Here is a 14,985-nt window from a genome sequence, read left to right as displayed (position 1 = left end):
AAACAGCAATAAAAGCCCGCTATTTGCGGGTTTGAAGCCGGGATTTGCTTGAATCTGCCTATTGCAGCTTGCTGGGGCGCAGGTCAAACGCCTCAGGATTGAACGGCGTACCGGCGGCCTGTTCCTGCGGCTGGGGAGCGGGCGCCTGTTCCGCCGCGGAAACTGCGCTCGTCGTGGCGTCGATATCCACGCCGTCGCCGCTGGTGCCGGCAATGCTGCTTTCCGTCGACTTGCCACTCTCGACATTCACCGTGGCGGCGATCTTGCCCTTTTCCATCCAGGCCGGAACCTTGCTGACGAAGACGACCGGCGAACCGCCGAGCCAGGCTTCGGTGCGTGCCAGCTTCTTTTCACCGTCGATCTCGACGATCTCGGTGCGCTGGGTTCCCGGCTCAAGGGTCGGCACCTTGTAGCTGGATGCGGTCTCGGCCACTGCGCCGGAGCAATCAGAGCAATGTTTTGTAATGATGCTGTGGCTCGGCGGCTGAGGGCCCGAAATGGTGACAATAGACGAAGCCCAGGCACTGCCGCTTGCAAGCGTGAGTGCCGAGACTGCTACAGAAACTGTCATTGTCAGGAAAGGACGCATAGCCGGAAACCTCGCGATCATCAGGCAAAGATTACGTCCGGTTTCCTTTCCATCCCGTCAGGAGAATTGGTAAATTTTTAACCAACGGCCCTTTTGGCGTCAGGCTTTTTCGCGCGCGATTGCCTGCCAGCCGATGTCGCGGCGGCAGAAACCGTTGTCCCATTTCACCTTGTCGAGCACGGCATAGGCGCGGGCCTGCGCCTCCGCCACCGTCGCTCCCGTGGCGGTCACGTTCAGCACACGGCCGCCGGTCGCAACCAGCTGGCCGTCCTTCAGCGCCGTGCCGGCATGAAAGATCTTTTCGCCTTCGCCGGTCTTGGGCAACGAAGCGATCGGTGTGTTCTTGTCATAGGCACCGGGATAACCCTTGGAGGCCATCACGACGGTCAGCGCCACGTCGTCGCTCCATTCGGCCGTCGCCTTGTCGAGCGTTTGGGTCGCGGCTGCATAAAGAAGGTCGAGCAGGTCGCTCTTCAGGCGCATCATCAGCACCTGGCATTCCGGATCGCCGAAGCGGACATTGTATTCGATCAGTTCCGGACCCTTGGCGGTGATCATCAGGCCAGCGAAGAACACGCCGCTGAACGGATAACCGCTTTCCGCCATGCCGCGGATGGTCGGCTCGATGATTTCCTTCATCGTCCGCTCGACCATTTCGGGCGTCATGACCGGGGCCGGGGAATAGGCGCCCATGCCGCCGGTATTCGGACCGGTATCGCCGTCGCCGACGCGCTTGTGATCCTGTGCGGTGGCAAGCGCCAATGCCGATTTGCCGTCGGAGAGGCAGAAGAAGCTCGCTTCCTCGCCATCGAGAAAGGCCTCGACCACGACTTCCGCGCCGGCAGAGCCGAAGGCGCCGTCAAAACAGTCGTCGATCGCCGAAAGCGCTTCGTCCAACGTCATGGCAACGGTCACGCCCTTACCGGCGGCAAGCCCGTCGGCCTTGACGACGATCGGCGCGCCTTCGCGCTTTACATAAGCCTTGGCGTCTTCACCATTGGTGAAGCGCTGATAGGCGCCGGTCGGAATATCGTAGCGGGCGCAGAGATCTTTCGTGAAACCCTTGGAGCCTTCGAGCTGGGCTGCTGCGGCAGAAGGGCCGAAGACGGGAAAATCATGGGCGCGGAGCGCATCGGCAAGGCCAGCGACCAGCGGTGCTTCCGGGCCGACGACGATGAATTCGATTTCCGCGTCGCGGCAGAAGGAAACGACGGCGTCGTGATTGTCGATATCGAGTGTGACGATCTCGGCATGGTCGGCAATGCCGGGATTGCCGGGGGCGGCATAAAGTTTCGTCAGTCGTGGCGACTGGGCGAGTTTCCATGCAAGCGCATGTTCGCGTCCGCCGGAACCGATCAACAGAACTTTCATATGCCGCCCTCGCGATTGTTTCCCCGGCGGTTAAGGCCGGGAAGGGGAAAGGTCAAGGCCTTTAGCGGGGGTCTTCAGGCTGGATTGATCTGCGTCAAAACGCAGTGCGGGTAGGAAGGCTTTAAGTCTTCACCATATAGCCGTTGCGGCGCAATTCTAAGGTTGCTTCAAATATCACTTTATTACGATAGGAGAGAAAGGGGAAAGGTTCGTCGCGAAATTCGGCATCACGGATTTTCGCGTCGAGATAGTTGATTGCCGCTTCCAGTTCGTCGGAACCGACAGCGTCATCATTCGCCAGGATACGGGCGATCGTTTTAGGCATTCATACCTCCATGCAGGCCGTGTCATACGGCAGCCATGAGTATAGAAAGCAGGGGGAATCGGAGAAGGTGTCACGTCTTTTTCCACCGCTTCGGGGTTAAGCCGGCGTTAAACGCGGTCCCAGTGTGATACATTTCCCGCCCTGGCTGTGGTCCGTGAGGATGTGGCTGTGGGCCGTAAAGATGACGTGTTGCCTTGCCACAAAGTTTGACTATGGTCGCGCTCCCAATCGAAACGAGGATCCGCATGGCAGCCGATATCCGCCTTCTTGCAACCGTCATTGCAGCCGAGATCAATGCCCGTCCCGATCAGGCCGTCGCCGCGATCGGTCTTCTCGACGAAGGCGCCACCGTGCCGTTCATCGCCCGCTACCGTAAGGAAGTGACCGGCGGCCTCGACGATACGCAGCTGCGCAATCTCGCCGAACGGCTGGTCTATCTGCGCGAACTCGAAGCCCGCCGCAGCTCGATCGTCGAGTCGATCAACGGCCAGGGCAAGATGACCGACGAGCTTGCGGCAAAGATCGGCAAGGCTGCCACCAAGGCCGAACTCGAAGACCTTTATCTCCCCTACAAGCCGAAGCGCCGCACCCGCGCCGAGATCGCCCGTGAGCGTGGCCTCGGCCCGCTCGCAGAAGCAATCTGGGCCGACCGCACGCTCGATCCGGCAAAACTCGCGGAAACCTTCGTCACGGGCGAGGTGACCGACGTCAAGGTGGCGCTCGACGGCGCACGCGACATCATTGCCGAGACGATTTCGGAAAATGCCGATCTGCTGAAGAAGCTGCGCCAGCATATGCGCGACGGCTCGGTGCTGAAGGCGCGCGTCGTTGACGGCAAGCAGGAGGCTGGCGCGAAATTTTCCGACTATTTCGACCATACCGAACGCTGGGCAACCGCGCCGGGTCACCGGGCACTCGCCATGCTGCGCGGCTGGAACGAAGAGTTCTTGACGCTGTCGATCGAGGTCGATGCCGACGATCCGTCGCCGATCAAGCCGGCGCAGCGGATCATCGCCATGGCCTTCGATATCCGCGACAAGGGCGCCGCCGATCGTTTCCTGATGGACGTCGCTGGCTGGACCTGGCGAGTTAAACTCTCCGTCTCGCTGTCGCTCGACCTGATGCGGGAAATGCGCGAGCGGGCTGAAGAAGAAGCGATCCACGTCTTCGCCCGCAATCTCAAGGACCTGCTGCTGGCAGCACCGGCCGGCTCGCGTGCCACGATGGGTCTCGATCCGGGCATCCGCACCGGCGTCAAGGTCGCGATCGTCGATGCCACCGGCAAGCTTCTGGAGACGACCACCGTCTACCCGTTCCCGCCGAAGAACGATATCCGCGGCACTCAGGCCGAGCTTGCGGCGCTGATCCGCAAGCACAATGTCGAGCTGATCTCGATCGGCAACGGCACCGGCAGCCGCGAGACGGAAAAGCTGGTCGCCGATATGCTGGCGAGCCTTCCCGGCACCAAGCCGACCAAGGTCATCGTCTCGGAAGCAGGCGCATCGGTCTATTCGGCCTCCGAAACCGCGGCGCTCGAATTCCCCGGTCTCGACGTATCGTTGCGCGGCGCCGTCTCGATCGCCCGCCGCCTGCAGGATCCGCTAGCCGAACTCGTCAAGATCGAGCCGAAATCGATCGGCGTCGGCCAGTACCAGCACGATGTCGACCAGAACAAGCTGTCGCGTTCGCTGGATGCCGTCGTCGAAGACGCGGTGAACGCCGTCGGTGTCGATCTCAACATGGCATCCGCGCCGCTGCTTGCCCGCGTCTCGGGCCTCAGCCGCTCGATTGCGGAGGCAATTGTAGCCCATCGCGACCAGAACGGCGCTTTCACCAGCCGCAAGGACCTGCTCAAGGTCGCGCGCCTCGGCAACCGCACTTTTGAACAGGCGGCCGGCTTCCTGCGCATCCCGAACGGGAAGGAGCCGCTCGATGCCTCCTCCGTCCATCCGGAAGCCTATGGCGTCGCCAAGAAGATCGTCGCCGCCTGCGGTCGTGACCTACGTGCCCTGATGGGCGATAGCGCTACCTTGAAGGCGCTCGATCCGCGCAAGTTCATCGACGAGACCTTTGGCCTGCCGACGGTCAAGGACATCATCGCCGAACTGGAAAAGCCCGGCCGCGACCCGCGCCCGAGCTTCAAGACCGCCACTTTTGCGGAAGGCATCGACGAGATCACCGACCTCAAGCCGGGCATGATGCTGGAAGGCACGGTCACCAATGTCGCCGCCTTCGGTGCCTTCGTCGATATCGGCGTGCATCAGGACGGCCTCGTTCACGTCTCCCAGCTGGCCGACCGCTTCGTCAAGGATCCGCATGAAGTGGTGAAGGCCGGCGATGTCGTGAAAGTGCGAGTCGTCGAGGTCGATGTGAAGCGCAAGCGCATCGGTTTGACCATGCGCAAGGACGGCGGAGAGGCCCCGCCGCCGAAAAATGGCGATCGCGGCAAGCCTATGAACCAGAAATTTTCAAGCACTGAAAACAAATCGTCACAGGGCGCGTTGGGTGCAGCACTCGCAGCGGCTTTAAAACGCGGCTGAAATAGCAGCTTTCGACAAGAATTCTACTTCCGGATGTGATCTGTCTGACAATGGTTTGACGGCGTGTCGTTTTATGTCATTTTCATGGCTGAAATGCGCTTGCAGTTGAACGAGAACACGCTAAGTTTCAGAGATAGTAAGGCAGCCTTAGTATTCAGGAGGTGAGTCCATGGCCTCGTCCCTTCACAATCTTCTCAGCAAAATCATCAAAAAGGGTCACCTGACCGTTCACGGATCCGGTGGAACTCAGCATTATGGCGGCGGAGGCGGGCGAACCGTCACCATCCGCTTCACGGATGAAGCCGCGGAAAAGGAGATGGTCTCCGATCCGCAGCTCAAGCTCGGTGAGCTCTATATGGACGGCCGTCTGCTTGTTGAGCAGGGCGACATTTATGAGATGCTTGCCCTGATCAAGGACAACACGCTTGTCGAAGGTCTGAACTTCAGCATGGTGTGGCACGGTGTGCTGCGCATGATCGAGGCGCAGTTCCGCAATCGCGTGCCGATCAACCACAACCGCAAGAACGTCTCGCATCACTACGATCTGGACGAAAAGCTGTTCTCGCTCTTCCTCGACGAGGACTGGCAGTATTCCTGTGCCTATTTCAATCCGCCGGGTATTTCGCTGGATGAAGCACAGGTCGCCAAGAAGCGCCATATTGCGGCAAAGCTTCTCGCCGAACCGGGCCAGAAAGTGCTGGAAATCGGCTCCGGCTGGGGCGGCATGGCGATGTATCTCGCCGAATCCTCAGAGGTCGATGTTACCGGCATCACGCTGTCGACCGAACAGCTGAAGATTTCCCGCGAGCGCGCGGCCAAGCGTGGCCTTGCCAACAGCGTTCGCTTCGAGCTGCAGGACTATTATTACCTGCCGCCGACGAAGAGCTATGACCGCATCGTGTCGGTCGGCATGTTCGAGCATGTCGGTCGCCTGAACTACAAGAAGTTCTTCAACAAGGTGAACGACGTCCTGTCGGATGACGGCGTCATGGTCCTTCACTCGATCGGCCAGCCCTATCCGGCGATCTATAACAACCCCTGGATCGAAAAGTACATTTTCCCGGGCGGTTACATCCCGTCTTTGGCCGAAGTGCTGCCGTCGATCGAAAAGGCGGGCCTGCTCGTCTCCGACATCGAGATCCTGCCGATGCATTACGCCTATACGCTGCGGCATTGGCGCGAGCGTTTCATGGCCAACAAGGACAAGGCGGTCGCCCTTTACGACGAGCGTTTCGTGCGCATGTGGGAATTCTATCTCGCCGGCTCCGAAATGGCCTTCACCCATGAGGCGTTCCACATCTTCCAGATCCAGATCGTCAAGAAGCGTCAGGCCGTGCCGGACAATCGCGACTATATCTACGAGAAGGAAGCCGAGCTGCGCGAATTCGAGCAGCGCCGCATCCCGCTCGACAAGATCGCGGTCTGATACATCCATATTTGCCCCTCACCCTAACCCTCTCCCCGCATGCGGGGAGAGGGGACTTGGCTCGTTTGTGCCGATGAGCGCGCCGCAAATGTCCTTCTCCCCGCATGCGGGGAGAAGGTGCCCGGCAGGGCGGATGAGGGGCAGGTCTCGCCAGCGAGAGCCATGAAGGAACTGTTAATCTATCCTCCTTGACCGGCGCGAATTCACGTGGCTAGAAAGCCATCATGCAAAACGCCGACAATCTCTCGGGCCGCGTGGCCGACGCTCCTTCCGACAACTGGGTCTATCAGGCCCTGCCGCGGGCCGCATGGCCTTATGCACAGCTGGCGCGATGGGATCGCCCGATCGGCTGGCAGCTTCTGATGTGGCCCTGTTTCTGGTCGGCAGCACTTGCCGCTGGTGCCGCCGACAGGCTCGGTTTCTTTTCGCCCGGCCAGTTCCTCTCGCATCTCGTCTTCTTTTTCCTCGGCGCGGTCGCCATGCGCGGCGCCGGCTGCACCTATAACGACCTTGTCGACCACGATATCGACATGGAAGTTGCCCGCACCCGGTCGCGTCCGCTGCCGTCCGGACGGGTATCGCGCAAGGAAGCCAAGATCTTCCTCGCCATCCAGGCTCTGGTCGGCCTGCTCGTTCTCGTCCAGTTCAACGCATTTTCGATCGTGCTGGGCATAGCCTCGCTTCTGGTCGTGGCAATCTATCCTTTCGCCAAGCGCTTTACCGACTGGCCGCAATTTTTCCTCGGGCTTGCCTTCTCCTGGGGCGCGCTGATGGGCTGGGCTGGCGTTTTTGCCAGCATTTCCTGGGCCTCGATCTTCATGTTTGTCGCCGCCGTCGCCTGGACGATCGGTTACGACACGATCTATGCGCATCAGGACAAGGAGGATGACGAGCTGATCGGCGTCCGCTCGACGGCAAGGCTGTTCGGCGACAATACGAAGCCCTGGCTTCTCGGGCTCTACGGCCTGACGCTGGTTTTCCTGTTCTTCAGCTATATCGCGGCCGGCGTTGGGTTTTTTGCCTATCTCGGCCTCGTCGTCGCAGCCGTGATGCTCGGCTGGCAGATCCTGATCCTCGACATCCGCAATGCCGACCAGTGCCTGAAACTGTTCAAGTTCAATACGAAGGTCGGCGCCATCCTGTTCGCCGGCCTCGTGCTCGGCCTGCTGATCTGATCAGCGAAACCATTTTATCAACGCGAAGAAGCCCGGTCGAAAAACCGGGCTTCTTGCAATCGCGCGGGGCGGTGGTTCTTTTGAAGGACGGAGGCCCGTCCTAGCGACGCGCGATAATTTCCTTGCCTTCGATCTTCATGGCGACGCCGAGCGTACCAGTGGTACGGCGCACCAGGAAACGGGGGCGGCGGTCGGCAAAATAGGAGTGGCGGCGGCGCTGCTTGACGACATGCGCCTTCACTTCGCCGATATGGTTTTCGAGCGGGCGGGCAACGCCATCGGCTTCGACCATCAGCATCGGGATGCGGTAGGCATCCGACCAGCTGCGCCAGTCGGCGGCGATATCGCAAAGATCATGCGCCACGAGCAGCGGAATGCAGAGTTCCGGGTCCTCGTGATGCAGTTCGAGCGTGACGGTGACTTCGCCGTCGCCATGATCGATGGCACGGGCGGCGACGCCCTTGAATGCGCGTGCCGGCAGCGCGAAGGACAGCGGCAGGCCGCTTTCCGGCAGGACTTTACGCAGCACGGCGCCGCGTTCGTCGATGGTGATCGTCACATCTCCTGATGTCTCGTGCAGCGAGTAGGTTACTTGCTGCGGAAAGCGAGACGGATCGATTCTCAATGTCGACCCTGCCCAGACGGGCTTCAGAACGGTATTGGTCATCAGTGTTGCTACCCTTGTTTTACCTGAGAGCCGTTTCCGGATTTCTCTGCGGGACTTTTGTCCTCTGATGCCTGAAGCATAGGGCGGCGCTGTTCGAGACTGCTTAAAAATCGCGGTTAAGGAAAGTTTGCCTCGGTGAATGGTTAGCGAAAGCGCAGATTGTTGGGTTTCCGAAAAGTGAATCGTCTGATCCTGTTCTGGACTGGAACAACTGCGCGAAAAGCCGGCCCTTAACCGACGTACATTGCATGTTAAGGAATTTGTAGGACTTTAAGCTATGCGCTCACCCGGATGAAAAGGCCCGGGCAAGGCTGAACGGCGATGATCGCCGCGCGCGCAATACCGTTTACGGGGCAGTCCATGGTATCGACATATCTCAGTTTCGATCTCGTCAATCGCGATATTACCGCGAGCCTCAAACGCGTCGCCAGCCAGACCCAGGTCTCCAACGAGGCCACCTATTACAAGGAAAACATCGGCAAGGTGAAAACCGTCGATGAATTCCTCGATAATTACCGGTTGTATTCCTATGCCATGACCGCCTTTGGTCTCGAAGATATGACCTATGCCAAGGCCTTCATGAAGAAGATCCTGGAAAGCGATCTCAGCGATTCCAGCAGCTTCGCCAATCGCATGACGGATGACCGCTACAAGCAGTTCGCCGCGTCCTTCAATTTCGGCACCGCCAGCTCGGATGCCGCCGTCGCGCAGTCCGATGCGCAGATGCAGGATACGTTCGATCTCTATGACCAGACGATTGCGCAGCTCGGCGACAAGACCGATCAGGATACGCGTTATTTCAAGGCGATGATGGGCACGGTCGGCAACGTGAAGACCGTCGACCAGTTCCTGCACGATGACGAGCTGCGGCAGACCGTCTTCACCGCCTATGGCATCGACGACACCTATTTCAAATACGACGACATCAAGAACGTTCTGACCAGCGATCCGAACGATCCGAACAGCTATTATTCGAAGACCTACGGCGCCTACAATTCTGCGCAGACGGAAAAGTCCGAGCTGCAGGAGCGCCAGACGCTGAGCACCTCGATCCCGACCCTGCAGGATTCGATCGATCTCGGAACGCAGCGCCAGTCCGATCTCCAGAACCAGCTCGACGCCAAGCAGGCGCAGCAGGATGGCGGTGACAGCTCGGACGAACTGCAGGCCGAAATCGACGATCTGCAGAGCCAGCTCGACGAGACCAATACCTTGCTCGCCAGCGACCAGGAAAATCTGACCACGAGCCAGGCCCGGTATGATGAGCTCGACGCCAAACTGGTGCCGATGGACCAGGCCGATAGCCGCCTTGCCGAGCTTGCAAAGGTTCTGAACAAGTCGACATCCGACCTTTCCTATATGCAGAAGATGAAGGCGCTGGCGGAAGACTTCAATTTCAATTCCGACGGTACGGTACCGGCGACCGGCGTGCTTTCCAGCGACAAGATCGACGAGATCATCGGCAAGTATTTCGATGGCCAGGAGCGTGTGACGCAGGCCGAGGCGACCTTCAATCAGAGCTATTTCGAAAAGAAGGTTGCGACGGCGACCAATGTCGACGACTTCGTCTCCGACGACCGTATCTTCAACTACCTGCGGTCCGCCTTCGGCCTGACGCAGAGCTATATCGTCAAATCGACGATCGAACAGATTCTGACCAGCGACCTGTCCGATCCGGATAGCTATGCAAACCAGTATGCCGACACCCGCCCGGGATATGTCGCGCTCGCCAAGGCCTTCAGCTTTAATACCGATGGCACGGTCGAGGCCGGCAAGGCGCAGACCACGGCGCAGGCCAACACGACCCGCAGCAATTATTCCAGCGGCTGGGACGACAAGCAGGAGGCGGACGAGGCCACTGCCATCACCCACTACAAGTCCGACATGGCTTCGATCGAGTCGCTGGACGACTTCCTCAGCACCGATGCCAGCGAGACCTATAATTTTGCGCTGAAAGCGGTTGGTATCGATCCGGATTCCATCTCGAAATTCAAGATACGGCAGATCCTGCAAAGCGATCTGTCCGACCCGAAGAGCTTTGTCTATCAGCAGAAGGACGAGCGTTTCGTCTCGCTCGCCAAGCTCTTCAACTTCGATAACAAGGGCAAGCCCACGGTACCGGTGCTGGCGCAGTCCAATGCGGCGATCACCAATACCGGTTCGGAATACGTGCTGCGCAAGACGCGCTTCCTTACCGGCACCGAGCTCGACGCAGCCAAAAAGACTGCCGAAACGGAATCGACCTATTACACGACGACGATGCAGGGCATCACCACCCGCGACGAGCTTTTAGGGGATCGCCGGCTTCTCGATATCGCGCTGACCGCCAAGGGCATCGATCCGACCACCGTCACCGACGATTTCCTCAAACAGATCTTCACCTCGGACCTCAACGACGCCAACAGCTTCGTCAACAAGCAGACCGACAAGCGGTTTGCCCAGCTTGTCGGTTCGTTCAACTTCACCTCCGACGGCGAAATCGATCGCAGCACCGCCAAGGAAGTCCAGAACGCCGGCGAAGTCATGGCCACGCAGAACATGTATCTGCGCCAGACGCTGGAAACCGAGCAGGGCGAAGACAATAACGGTGTCCGACTGGCGCTGTATTTCGAGCGCATGGCCGACTCGATCACCGACCCATACGTCATCATCGGCGATGACGCGCTGGCCGAATTCTTCCGTGTTACCTTCAGCATGTCGACGGAATTCGCCAATATGGACGTCGACAAGCAGGCGGCCGTGATCAAGAAGAATCTCAACCTTCAGGATCTGTCGGACCCGGACAAGCTGAGCAAGCTTCTGACCCGCTTCACCACCATGTACGATCTGGAAAACAGCGACACGTCCACCAATCCGGCCGTGTCCATCCTGTCGGGAAGCAGCGGTTCTGCGGGCATCAGCGCCGATACGCTGTTTGCACTTTCGCAGCTGAAACTCGGCTGACGGCAGCCCTATCGGGCATGGCCGTCATTCCTCGGCAGCCGCCGCCGGTTTGAAATTGGCGTCGGTCTGGCCTTCCAGCCATTCCAGATCTGCCTTCATTGCCTTGAGGCTTTCCGCTTCCATATGCCGGTAACGCGCCAGCAGCTGTTCGCCGAAAGGCGTCAGTCCCGCGCCGCCGCCGGCCTTGCCGCCATGCCGGGTAGAGATGGACGGCTCCCTGAACATCCGGTTGATCTCGTCGGCCAGCAGCCAGGCGCGCCGATAGGACATGCCGATCGCAGCACCACCAGCCCGGATCGAGCCGTGTTCGGCAATCAGCTCCAGCAACTGCGCCTTGCCCGGCCCCAGCCTTATGCCGTTCGAAAGGTCGACGCGAATGGTGGTTCTCGGCAGGTCGCTCATGGCCCGGTCTCTCATGGTAGGGACACCACTTTCCCGGGGTTCATGATCCCGGCCGGATCGAAGGAACGCTTGATGCGGTACATCAGCTCCATCTCGATCGGCGAGCGGATATGCGAAAGCTCATCCCGTTTCAGCTGACCGATCCCGTGTTCGGCCGAAATCGAGCCGCCGGCCGCAAGCACGATGCCGTGGACGATCTCGTTCATCTCCCGCCAGCGGCCGATGAATTCCGCCTTGTCGGCACCGACCGGCTGGGAAATGTTGTAATGGATATTGCCGTCGCCGAGATGGCCGAAGGCGCAGATGCGGGCGCCGGGAATGGCGGCGAGAACCGCCTTTTCCGCATCCGCCATGAAGCTCGGGATCTTCGAAACGGGCACGGAAACGTCGTGCTTGATCGAGCCGCCTTCCGGCTTCTGTGCATCCGACATGCTTTCACGCATATGCCAGAGCGCCTTCTGCTGGGCGAGCGACGAGGCAATCACCGCATCCTGCACCAGCCCGGCCTCAAAACCCTGTTCCAGCAGCGACTGGATCATCGTCTCGGCGGTTGCCGCATTGTCGGAGGTCGAGATATCGATCAGCGCATACCACGGATGCGGTTCGGACAGCGGATCGCGCACGCCCTCGATATGTTTTGCCGTGAACTCGACGCCGATGCGCGGCATCAGCTCGAAACCGGTCAGCGCCGTCCCGCACAGGTTCGAAGCCTTCTCGAACAGCTTTAGGGCATCTTCTGGCGAATTCAGGCCCGCAAAGGCCACCTGATGGCCGATCGGCCTCGGAAACAATTTGAGGACGGCGCCGGTGATCACCCCGAGTGTGCCTTCCGCACCGATGAACAGGTCGCGCAGATCGTAGCCCGTATTGTCCTTCTTCAGCCGGCGCAGGCCGTTCCAGATCTCGCCGGTCGGCAGCACGACTTCGAGGCCAAGGCAGAGTTGGCGGATATTGCCATAGGCAAGCACCGCCGTGCCGCCGGCATTGGTGGAGAGGTTGCCGCCGATCCGGCAGGATCCTTCCGAACCGAGCGACAGCGGAAACAGCCGGTTCACCTCTTCGGCCGCCTTCTGCACGTCGGCAAGGATCGCACCGCCATCGGCCACGATCACATTGGCGACCGGATCGACGTCGCGGATCCTGTTCATCCGTTCCAGCGACAGGATGATATCGCTTGAGCCGGTGCGCGGGGTCTGGCCGCCGACGAGGCCGGTATTGCCGGTCTGCGGCACGATCGCCGTCTTGGTCTCGCTGGCAAGTTTCATGATCGCCGCGACTTCTTCGGTCGAGCCCGGCTTCAGGAGCATGGGCGAAGAGCCCTTGTAGAGCCCGCGGTTCTCGACGAGATGCGGCGCCAGATCGGCCTCGCTTCTCAGCGCATGGGCCTCCCCGACGATCGCCGCGAACCTGTCGAGAAGCTCAAGTGTCGGTACAGGCATATCCATGGGCTTTCTCCTATTCGCGGGGTGCCGCAGCGCGGGCGAGCCGGTCGTTGATCGCTTCACCCAGCCCGGTCTGCGGGATGGCGGTGACGGCAATCCTGTCGGCGCCGACCTTGTCGGCCTGTTTCAGGTAATCGAACAGATTTGCCGCCGCCTCGGCAAGGTCGCTGGCGGGGCTCAGGTCGAAAATGGCCGTCGCATGCTCCTGGCCCTCGATCCGGCCGAGACCGAAACGGATCAAGGCCTCGCCGGGCTCCACATGCGTCGCCTCAAGCCGCACGGCAGCTGTCGGGGCATAATGCGACGCGAGCATGCCCGGCGCCTCGATGATCGCCGCCGGTCCTTCGGGCCGAATGACCGGAATGCCAAGCACAGCCTCGATATCCTCCGCCGCAACGCCGCCCGGCCGCAGCAGGCGCACACGTCCGTCTTCCTCGACGCGGATGATGGTCGATTCCACGCCGACCGGTGCCGAGCCGCCATCAAGGATCAACCTCAGCTTCTCTCCAAGATCTTCTGCCACATGCTCTGCACTGGTCGGGCTGACCTTGCCGGATGTATTGGCGCTCGGCGCCGCAAGCGGCCGGTCGAAGGCCCGGATCAGATCCGAGGCGAAACCTTTGGGCAGACGGATGCCGACCGTATCGAGCCCGGCCGTGGCAAGCTCATGAATGCCGCTATCCGCCTTCAGCGGCAGAATCAGCGTCAGCGGCCCCGGCCAGAAGGCTTCGGCGAGCTTTCGGGAGATCGGATCGAGCACTGCGTAACGCTCTGCCATGGCGATATCGGCCATATGGCAGATCAGCGGATTGAAGCGTGGGCGGCCCTTGGTTTCGTAGATGCGGGTGATCGCGGCCGGGTTGGTCGCATCCGCCGCAAGTCCGTAGACCGTCTCGGTGGGGATGGCGATCGGAAAGCCGTCGCCGAGAACCGTGCAGGCCTCTGCGATCGCAGCGTGGAAATCCCGTGTTATGTCGATGATCTTTGCCGTCATGTCCTGTCGTCAATAACGCGGACCGGCCTCCGATCAAAGCCTTTTGATGATCGCGCGGATCGCATCGTCCGGCGCGCCGAGCATCAGCACGTTGCGCATCGCCTCATGCGGGTCGCTGGTCTGGAACAGAAGCCCGTTGCCGCGGATCGAACGGTTGATCCGCATCTGCTGATCGTCTGCCTTTTCGGTCGCGACCGCGAAATACATGCGCGAGATCCGGGCGTCGATGCGCCGGAAGAACTGTTCTTCCTCGCCGATCTCGGAAAAGAAATTGGCGAGATAGAAGGACCATGTCACCGGCGAACTGGAGGTGAAGAGCGTGCTGGCCGAGGTCACGTGACAGTAACCAAGATGCGGGCTCTGATCGAGCGTCCGGTGAAACACGATTTTTGGAAACTGGATCGAGTGGTGGAAGCCGTTGATCCGCTCATGGGTCTTTTCGCCCGCAGCGTCCAGCTTCTTGCCGGTGCGTTCGGCAACTTCCTCATAGCTGAGATAACGACGCTCCGAAGGCATCCAGATCGGATCGCTGCGCGAAATGCGCCCGGTGCGGAGAAACTCCGAATGCGCCGTCGTCTTGGAGGTGAGCGCGCCAAATGGCCTGCGCTTCGTCGCCTCGTAATAGCGGAGCTTACCTGTCGTTTGCATCGTCGCGACCCTCGTGGCGGAACGAAGTTTAGCAATGACGGTTTAACAGTCGGTTCACAGCCGAAAACAGGGCCGGGAGCCTGTCGTCGTCATTGCGGTTTCCGATGTCGCAATGTCACCTATGCGACACGCCCGGCTCATGGTTATAGTCGATGAAACTCAAGGTGCCGCCTCGCTAGGGAAGGCGGAGAATTGGGAAGCCGGCAGGTGTCAAAACCCATCCGGCGCTGCCCCCGCAACGGTGGTGGAGTTGAAGGCATGGCGAAACGCCACTGGGACAGAGCCGGAAAGGCCGCCTGGGAAGGTGCCATGCAGTCCGAAGAGGACAACTCCTGAGCCCGGAAACCAGCCTTGGGGAGATATTTTGACCGATCACGGCGGGCGTTCGGGGCAGGATGTTCGGTGGTCCCCGTGGCCGCATGCGCTTCCATGTCCTCCCGCAAGCAGAATTGACGAGGAAGTG

12 protein-coding genes and 1 riboswitch are annotated in these 14,985 nt (G+C 60.2%); of the genes, 4 read left to right on the top strand and 8 right to left on the bottom strand.

Features of this window, described 5'->3' with window-relative positions; translation table 11 throughout:
- Positions 1-58: 58 nt before the first annotated feature.
- From FHW37_RS10250 to FHW37_RS10240, 3 genes are all read right to left on the bottom strand, one after another.
- Positions 59-571: a plant virulence effector HPE1-like domain-containing protein gene (locus tag FHW37_RS10250; RefSeq protein WP_281407244.1), complete on the bottom strand. Its 513-nt coding sequence runs from the start codon at positions 569-571 to the stop codon at positions 59-61.
- 117 nt (positions 572-688) lie between these two features.
- Complete coding sequence (gene purD / locus FHW37_RS10245; RefSeq protein WP_145635652.1) at positions 689-1,960, bottom strand: phosphoribosylamine--glycine ligase; 1,272 nt, start codon at positions 1,958-1,960, stop codon at positions 689-691.
- 121 nt (positions 1,961-2,081) lie between these two features.
- Complete coding sequence (locus FHW37_RS10240; RefSeq protein ID WP_145635650.1) at positions 2,082-2,285, bottom strand: hypothetical protein; 204 nt, start codon at positions 2,283-2,285, stop codon at positions 2,082-2,084.
- Between the two features lie 245 nt (positions 2,286-2,530).
- Here FHW37_RS10240 and FHW37_RS10235 point away from each other — a divergent pair, with 245 nt between their 5' ends.
- The 3 genes from FHW37_RS10235 to ubiA all read left to right on the top strand — a co-directional run bounded on the left by FHW37_RS10235 (position 2,531) and on the right by ubiA (position 7,426).
- Positions 2,531-4,825, top strand: a complete 2,295-nt coding sequence (locus FHW37_RS10235) for a Tex family protein (RefSeq protein WP_145635648.1) — start codon at positions 2,531-2,533, stop codon at positions 4,823-4,825.
- Between the two features lie 169 nt (positions 4,826-4,994).
- On the top strand, positions 4,995-6,251 hold the full coding sequence (locus FHW37_RS10230; RefSeq protein ID WP_145635646.1) for an SAM-dependent methyltransferase: 1,257 nt from the start codon (positions 4,995-4,997) through the stop codon (positions 6,249-6,251).
- 224 nt (positions 6,252-6,475) lie between these two features.
- Positions 6,476-7,426 (top strand): 4-hydroxybenzoate octaprenyltransferase, encoded by a 951-nt coding sequence (gene ubiA, locus FHW37_RS10225; protein WP_145635644.1) that lies wholly within the window; start codon positions 6,476-6,478, stop codon positions 7,424-7,426.
- A gap of 100 nt (positions 7,427-7,526) precedes the next feature.
- Here the strand turns inward: ubiA and FHW37_RS10220 are convergent, their stop codons facing one another.
- Positions 7,527-8,093 carry a DUF6101 family protein gene (locus tag FHW37_RS10220; RefSeq protein ID WP_145635642.1) on the bottom strand — a complete coding sequence of 189 codons (567 nt, stop codon included), beginning with the start codon at positions 8,091-8,093 and terminating at the stop codon, positions 7,527-7,529.
- A 360-nt stretch (positions 8,094-8,453) separates the two neighbouring features.
- Between FHW37_RS10220 and FHW37_RS10215 the strand changes: the two genes are divergently transcribed.
- A complete protein-coding gene (locus FHW37_RS10215) occupies positions 8,454-11,036 on the top strand; it encodes a DUF1217 domain-containing protein (protein WP_186458206.1) in 2,583 nt (860 codons plus the stop codon).
- 24 nt (positions 11,037-11,060) lie between these two features.
- Here FHW37_RS10215 and FHW37_RS10210 read toward each other — a convergent pair whose 3' ends face one another.
- The 4 genes from FHW37_RS10210 to FHW37_RS10195 are packed head-to-tail and all read right to left on the bottom strand — an operon-like array spanning position 11,061 to position 14,522.
- Positions 11,061-11,438, bottom strand: a complete 378-nt coding sequence (locus FHW37_RS10210; protein ID WP_145635637.1) for a winged helix-turn-helix domain-containing protein — start codon at positions 11,436-11,438, stop codon at positions 11,061-11,063.
- An 11-nt stretch (positions 11,439-11,449) separates the two neighbouring features.
- Entirely contained in the window at positions 11,450-12,883 is a 1,434-nt protein-coding gene (locus FHW37_RS10205) for an FAD-binding oxidoreductase (protein WP_145635635.1), read from the bottom strand.
- 10 nt (positions 12,884-12,893) lie between these two features.
- Positions 12,894-13,874 carry an L-threonylcarbamoyladenylate synthase gene (locus FHW37_RS10200; RefSeq protein ID WP_145635634.1) on the bottom strand — a complete coding sequence of 327 codons (981 nt, stop codon included), beginning with the start codon at positions 13,872-13,874 and terminating at the stop codon, positions 12,894-12,896.
- A gap of 33 nt (positions 13,875-13,907) precedes the next feature.
- Positions 13,908-14,522: a DUF6656 family protein gene (locus FHW37_RS10195; protein ID WP_145635632.1), complete on the bottom strand. Its 615-nt coding sequence runs from the start codon at positions 14,520-14,522 to the stop codon at positions 13,908-13,910.
- A 145-nt stretch (positions 14,523-14,667) separates the two neighbouring features.
- Positions 14,668-14,890: riboswitch (cobalamin riboswitch) on the top strand.
- Positions 14,891-14,985: the final 95 nt, after the last annotated feature.

It is taken from the genome of Neorhizobium alkalisoli, assembly GCF_007829835.1.
GTDB lineage: Bacteria > Pseudomonadota > Alphaproteobacteria > Rhizobiales > Rhizobiaceae > Neorhizobium.
Note: the sequence above shows the minus strand (reverse complement) of the source record. Positions and strands in the feature narration are given on the sequence as shown.

Bases quoted from the DNA above. Each gene is read 5' to 3' on its own strand.
- FHW37_RS10235 (WP_145635648.1), top strand. From the start codon at position 2,531: ATGGCAGCCGATATCCGCCTTCTTGCAACCGTCATTGCAGCCGAGATC.
- FHW37_RS10240 (WP_145635650.1), bottom strand. From the start codon at position 2,285: ATGCCTAAAACGATCGCCCGTATCCTGGCGAATGATGACGCTGTCGGT.
- FHW37_RS10195 (WP_145635632.1), bottom strand. From the start codon at position 14,522: ATGCAAACGACAGGTAAGCTCCGCTATTACGAGGCGACGAAGCGCAGG.
- FHW37_RS10215 (WP_186458206.1), top strand. From the start codon at position 8,454: ATGGTATCGACATATCTCAGTTTCGATCTCGTCAATCGCGATATTACC.
- FHW37_RS10230 (WP_145635646.1), top strand. From the start codon at position 4,995: ATGGCCTCGTCCCTTCACAATCTTCTCAGCAAAATCATCAAAAAGGGT.
- purD (WP_145635652.1), bottom strand. From the start codon at position 1,960: ATGAAAGTTCTGTTGATCGGTTCCGGCGGACGCGAACATGCGCTTGCA.
- FHW37_RS10205 (WP_145635635.1), bottom strand. From the start codon at position 12,883: ATGGATATGCCTGTACCGACACTTGAGCTTCTCGACAGGTTCGCGGCG.
- FHW37_RS10200 (WP_145635634.1), bottom strand. From the start codon at position 13,874: ATGACGGCAAAGATCATCGACATAACACGGGATTTCCACGCTGCGATC.
- FHW37_RS10210 (WP_145635637.1), bottom strand. From the start codon at position 11,438: ATGAGCGACCTGCCGAGAACCACCATTCGCGTCGACCTTTCGAACGGC.
- ubiA (WP_145635644.1), top strand. From the start codon at position 6,476: ATGCAAAACGCCGACAATCTCTCGGGCCGCGTGGCCGACGCTCCTTCC.
- FHW37_RS10250 (WP_281407244.1), bottom strand. From the start codon at position 571: ATGACAGTTTCTGTAGCAGTCTCGGCACTCACGCTTGCAAGCGGCAGT.
- FHW37_RS10220 (WP_145635642.1), bottom strand. From the start codon at position 8,093: ATGACCAATACCGTTCTGAAGCCCGTCTGGGCAGGGTCGACATTGAGA.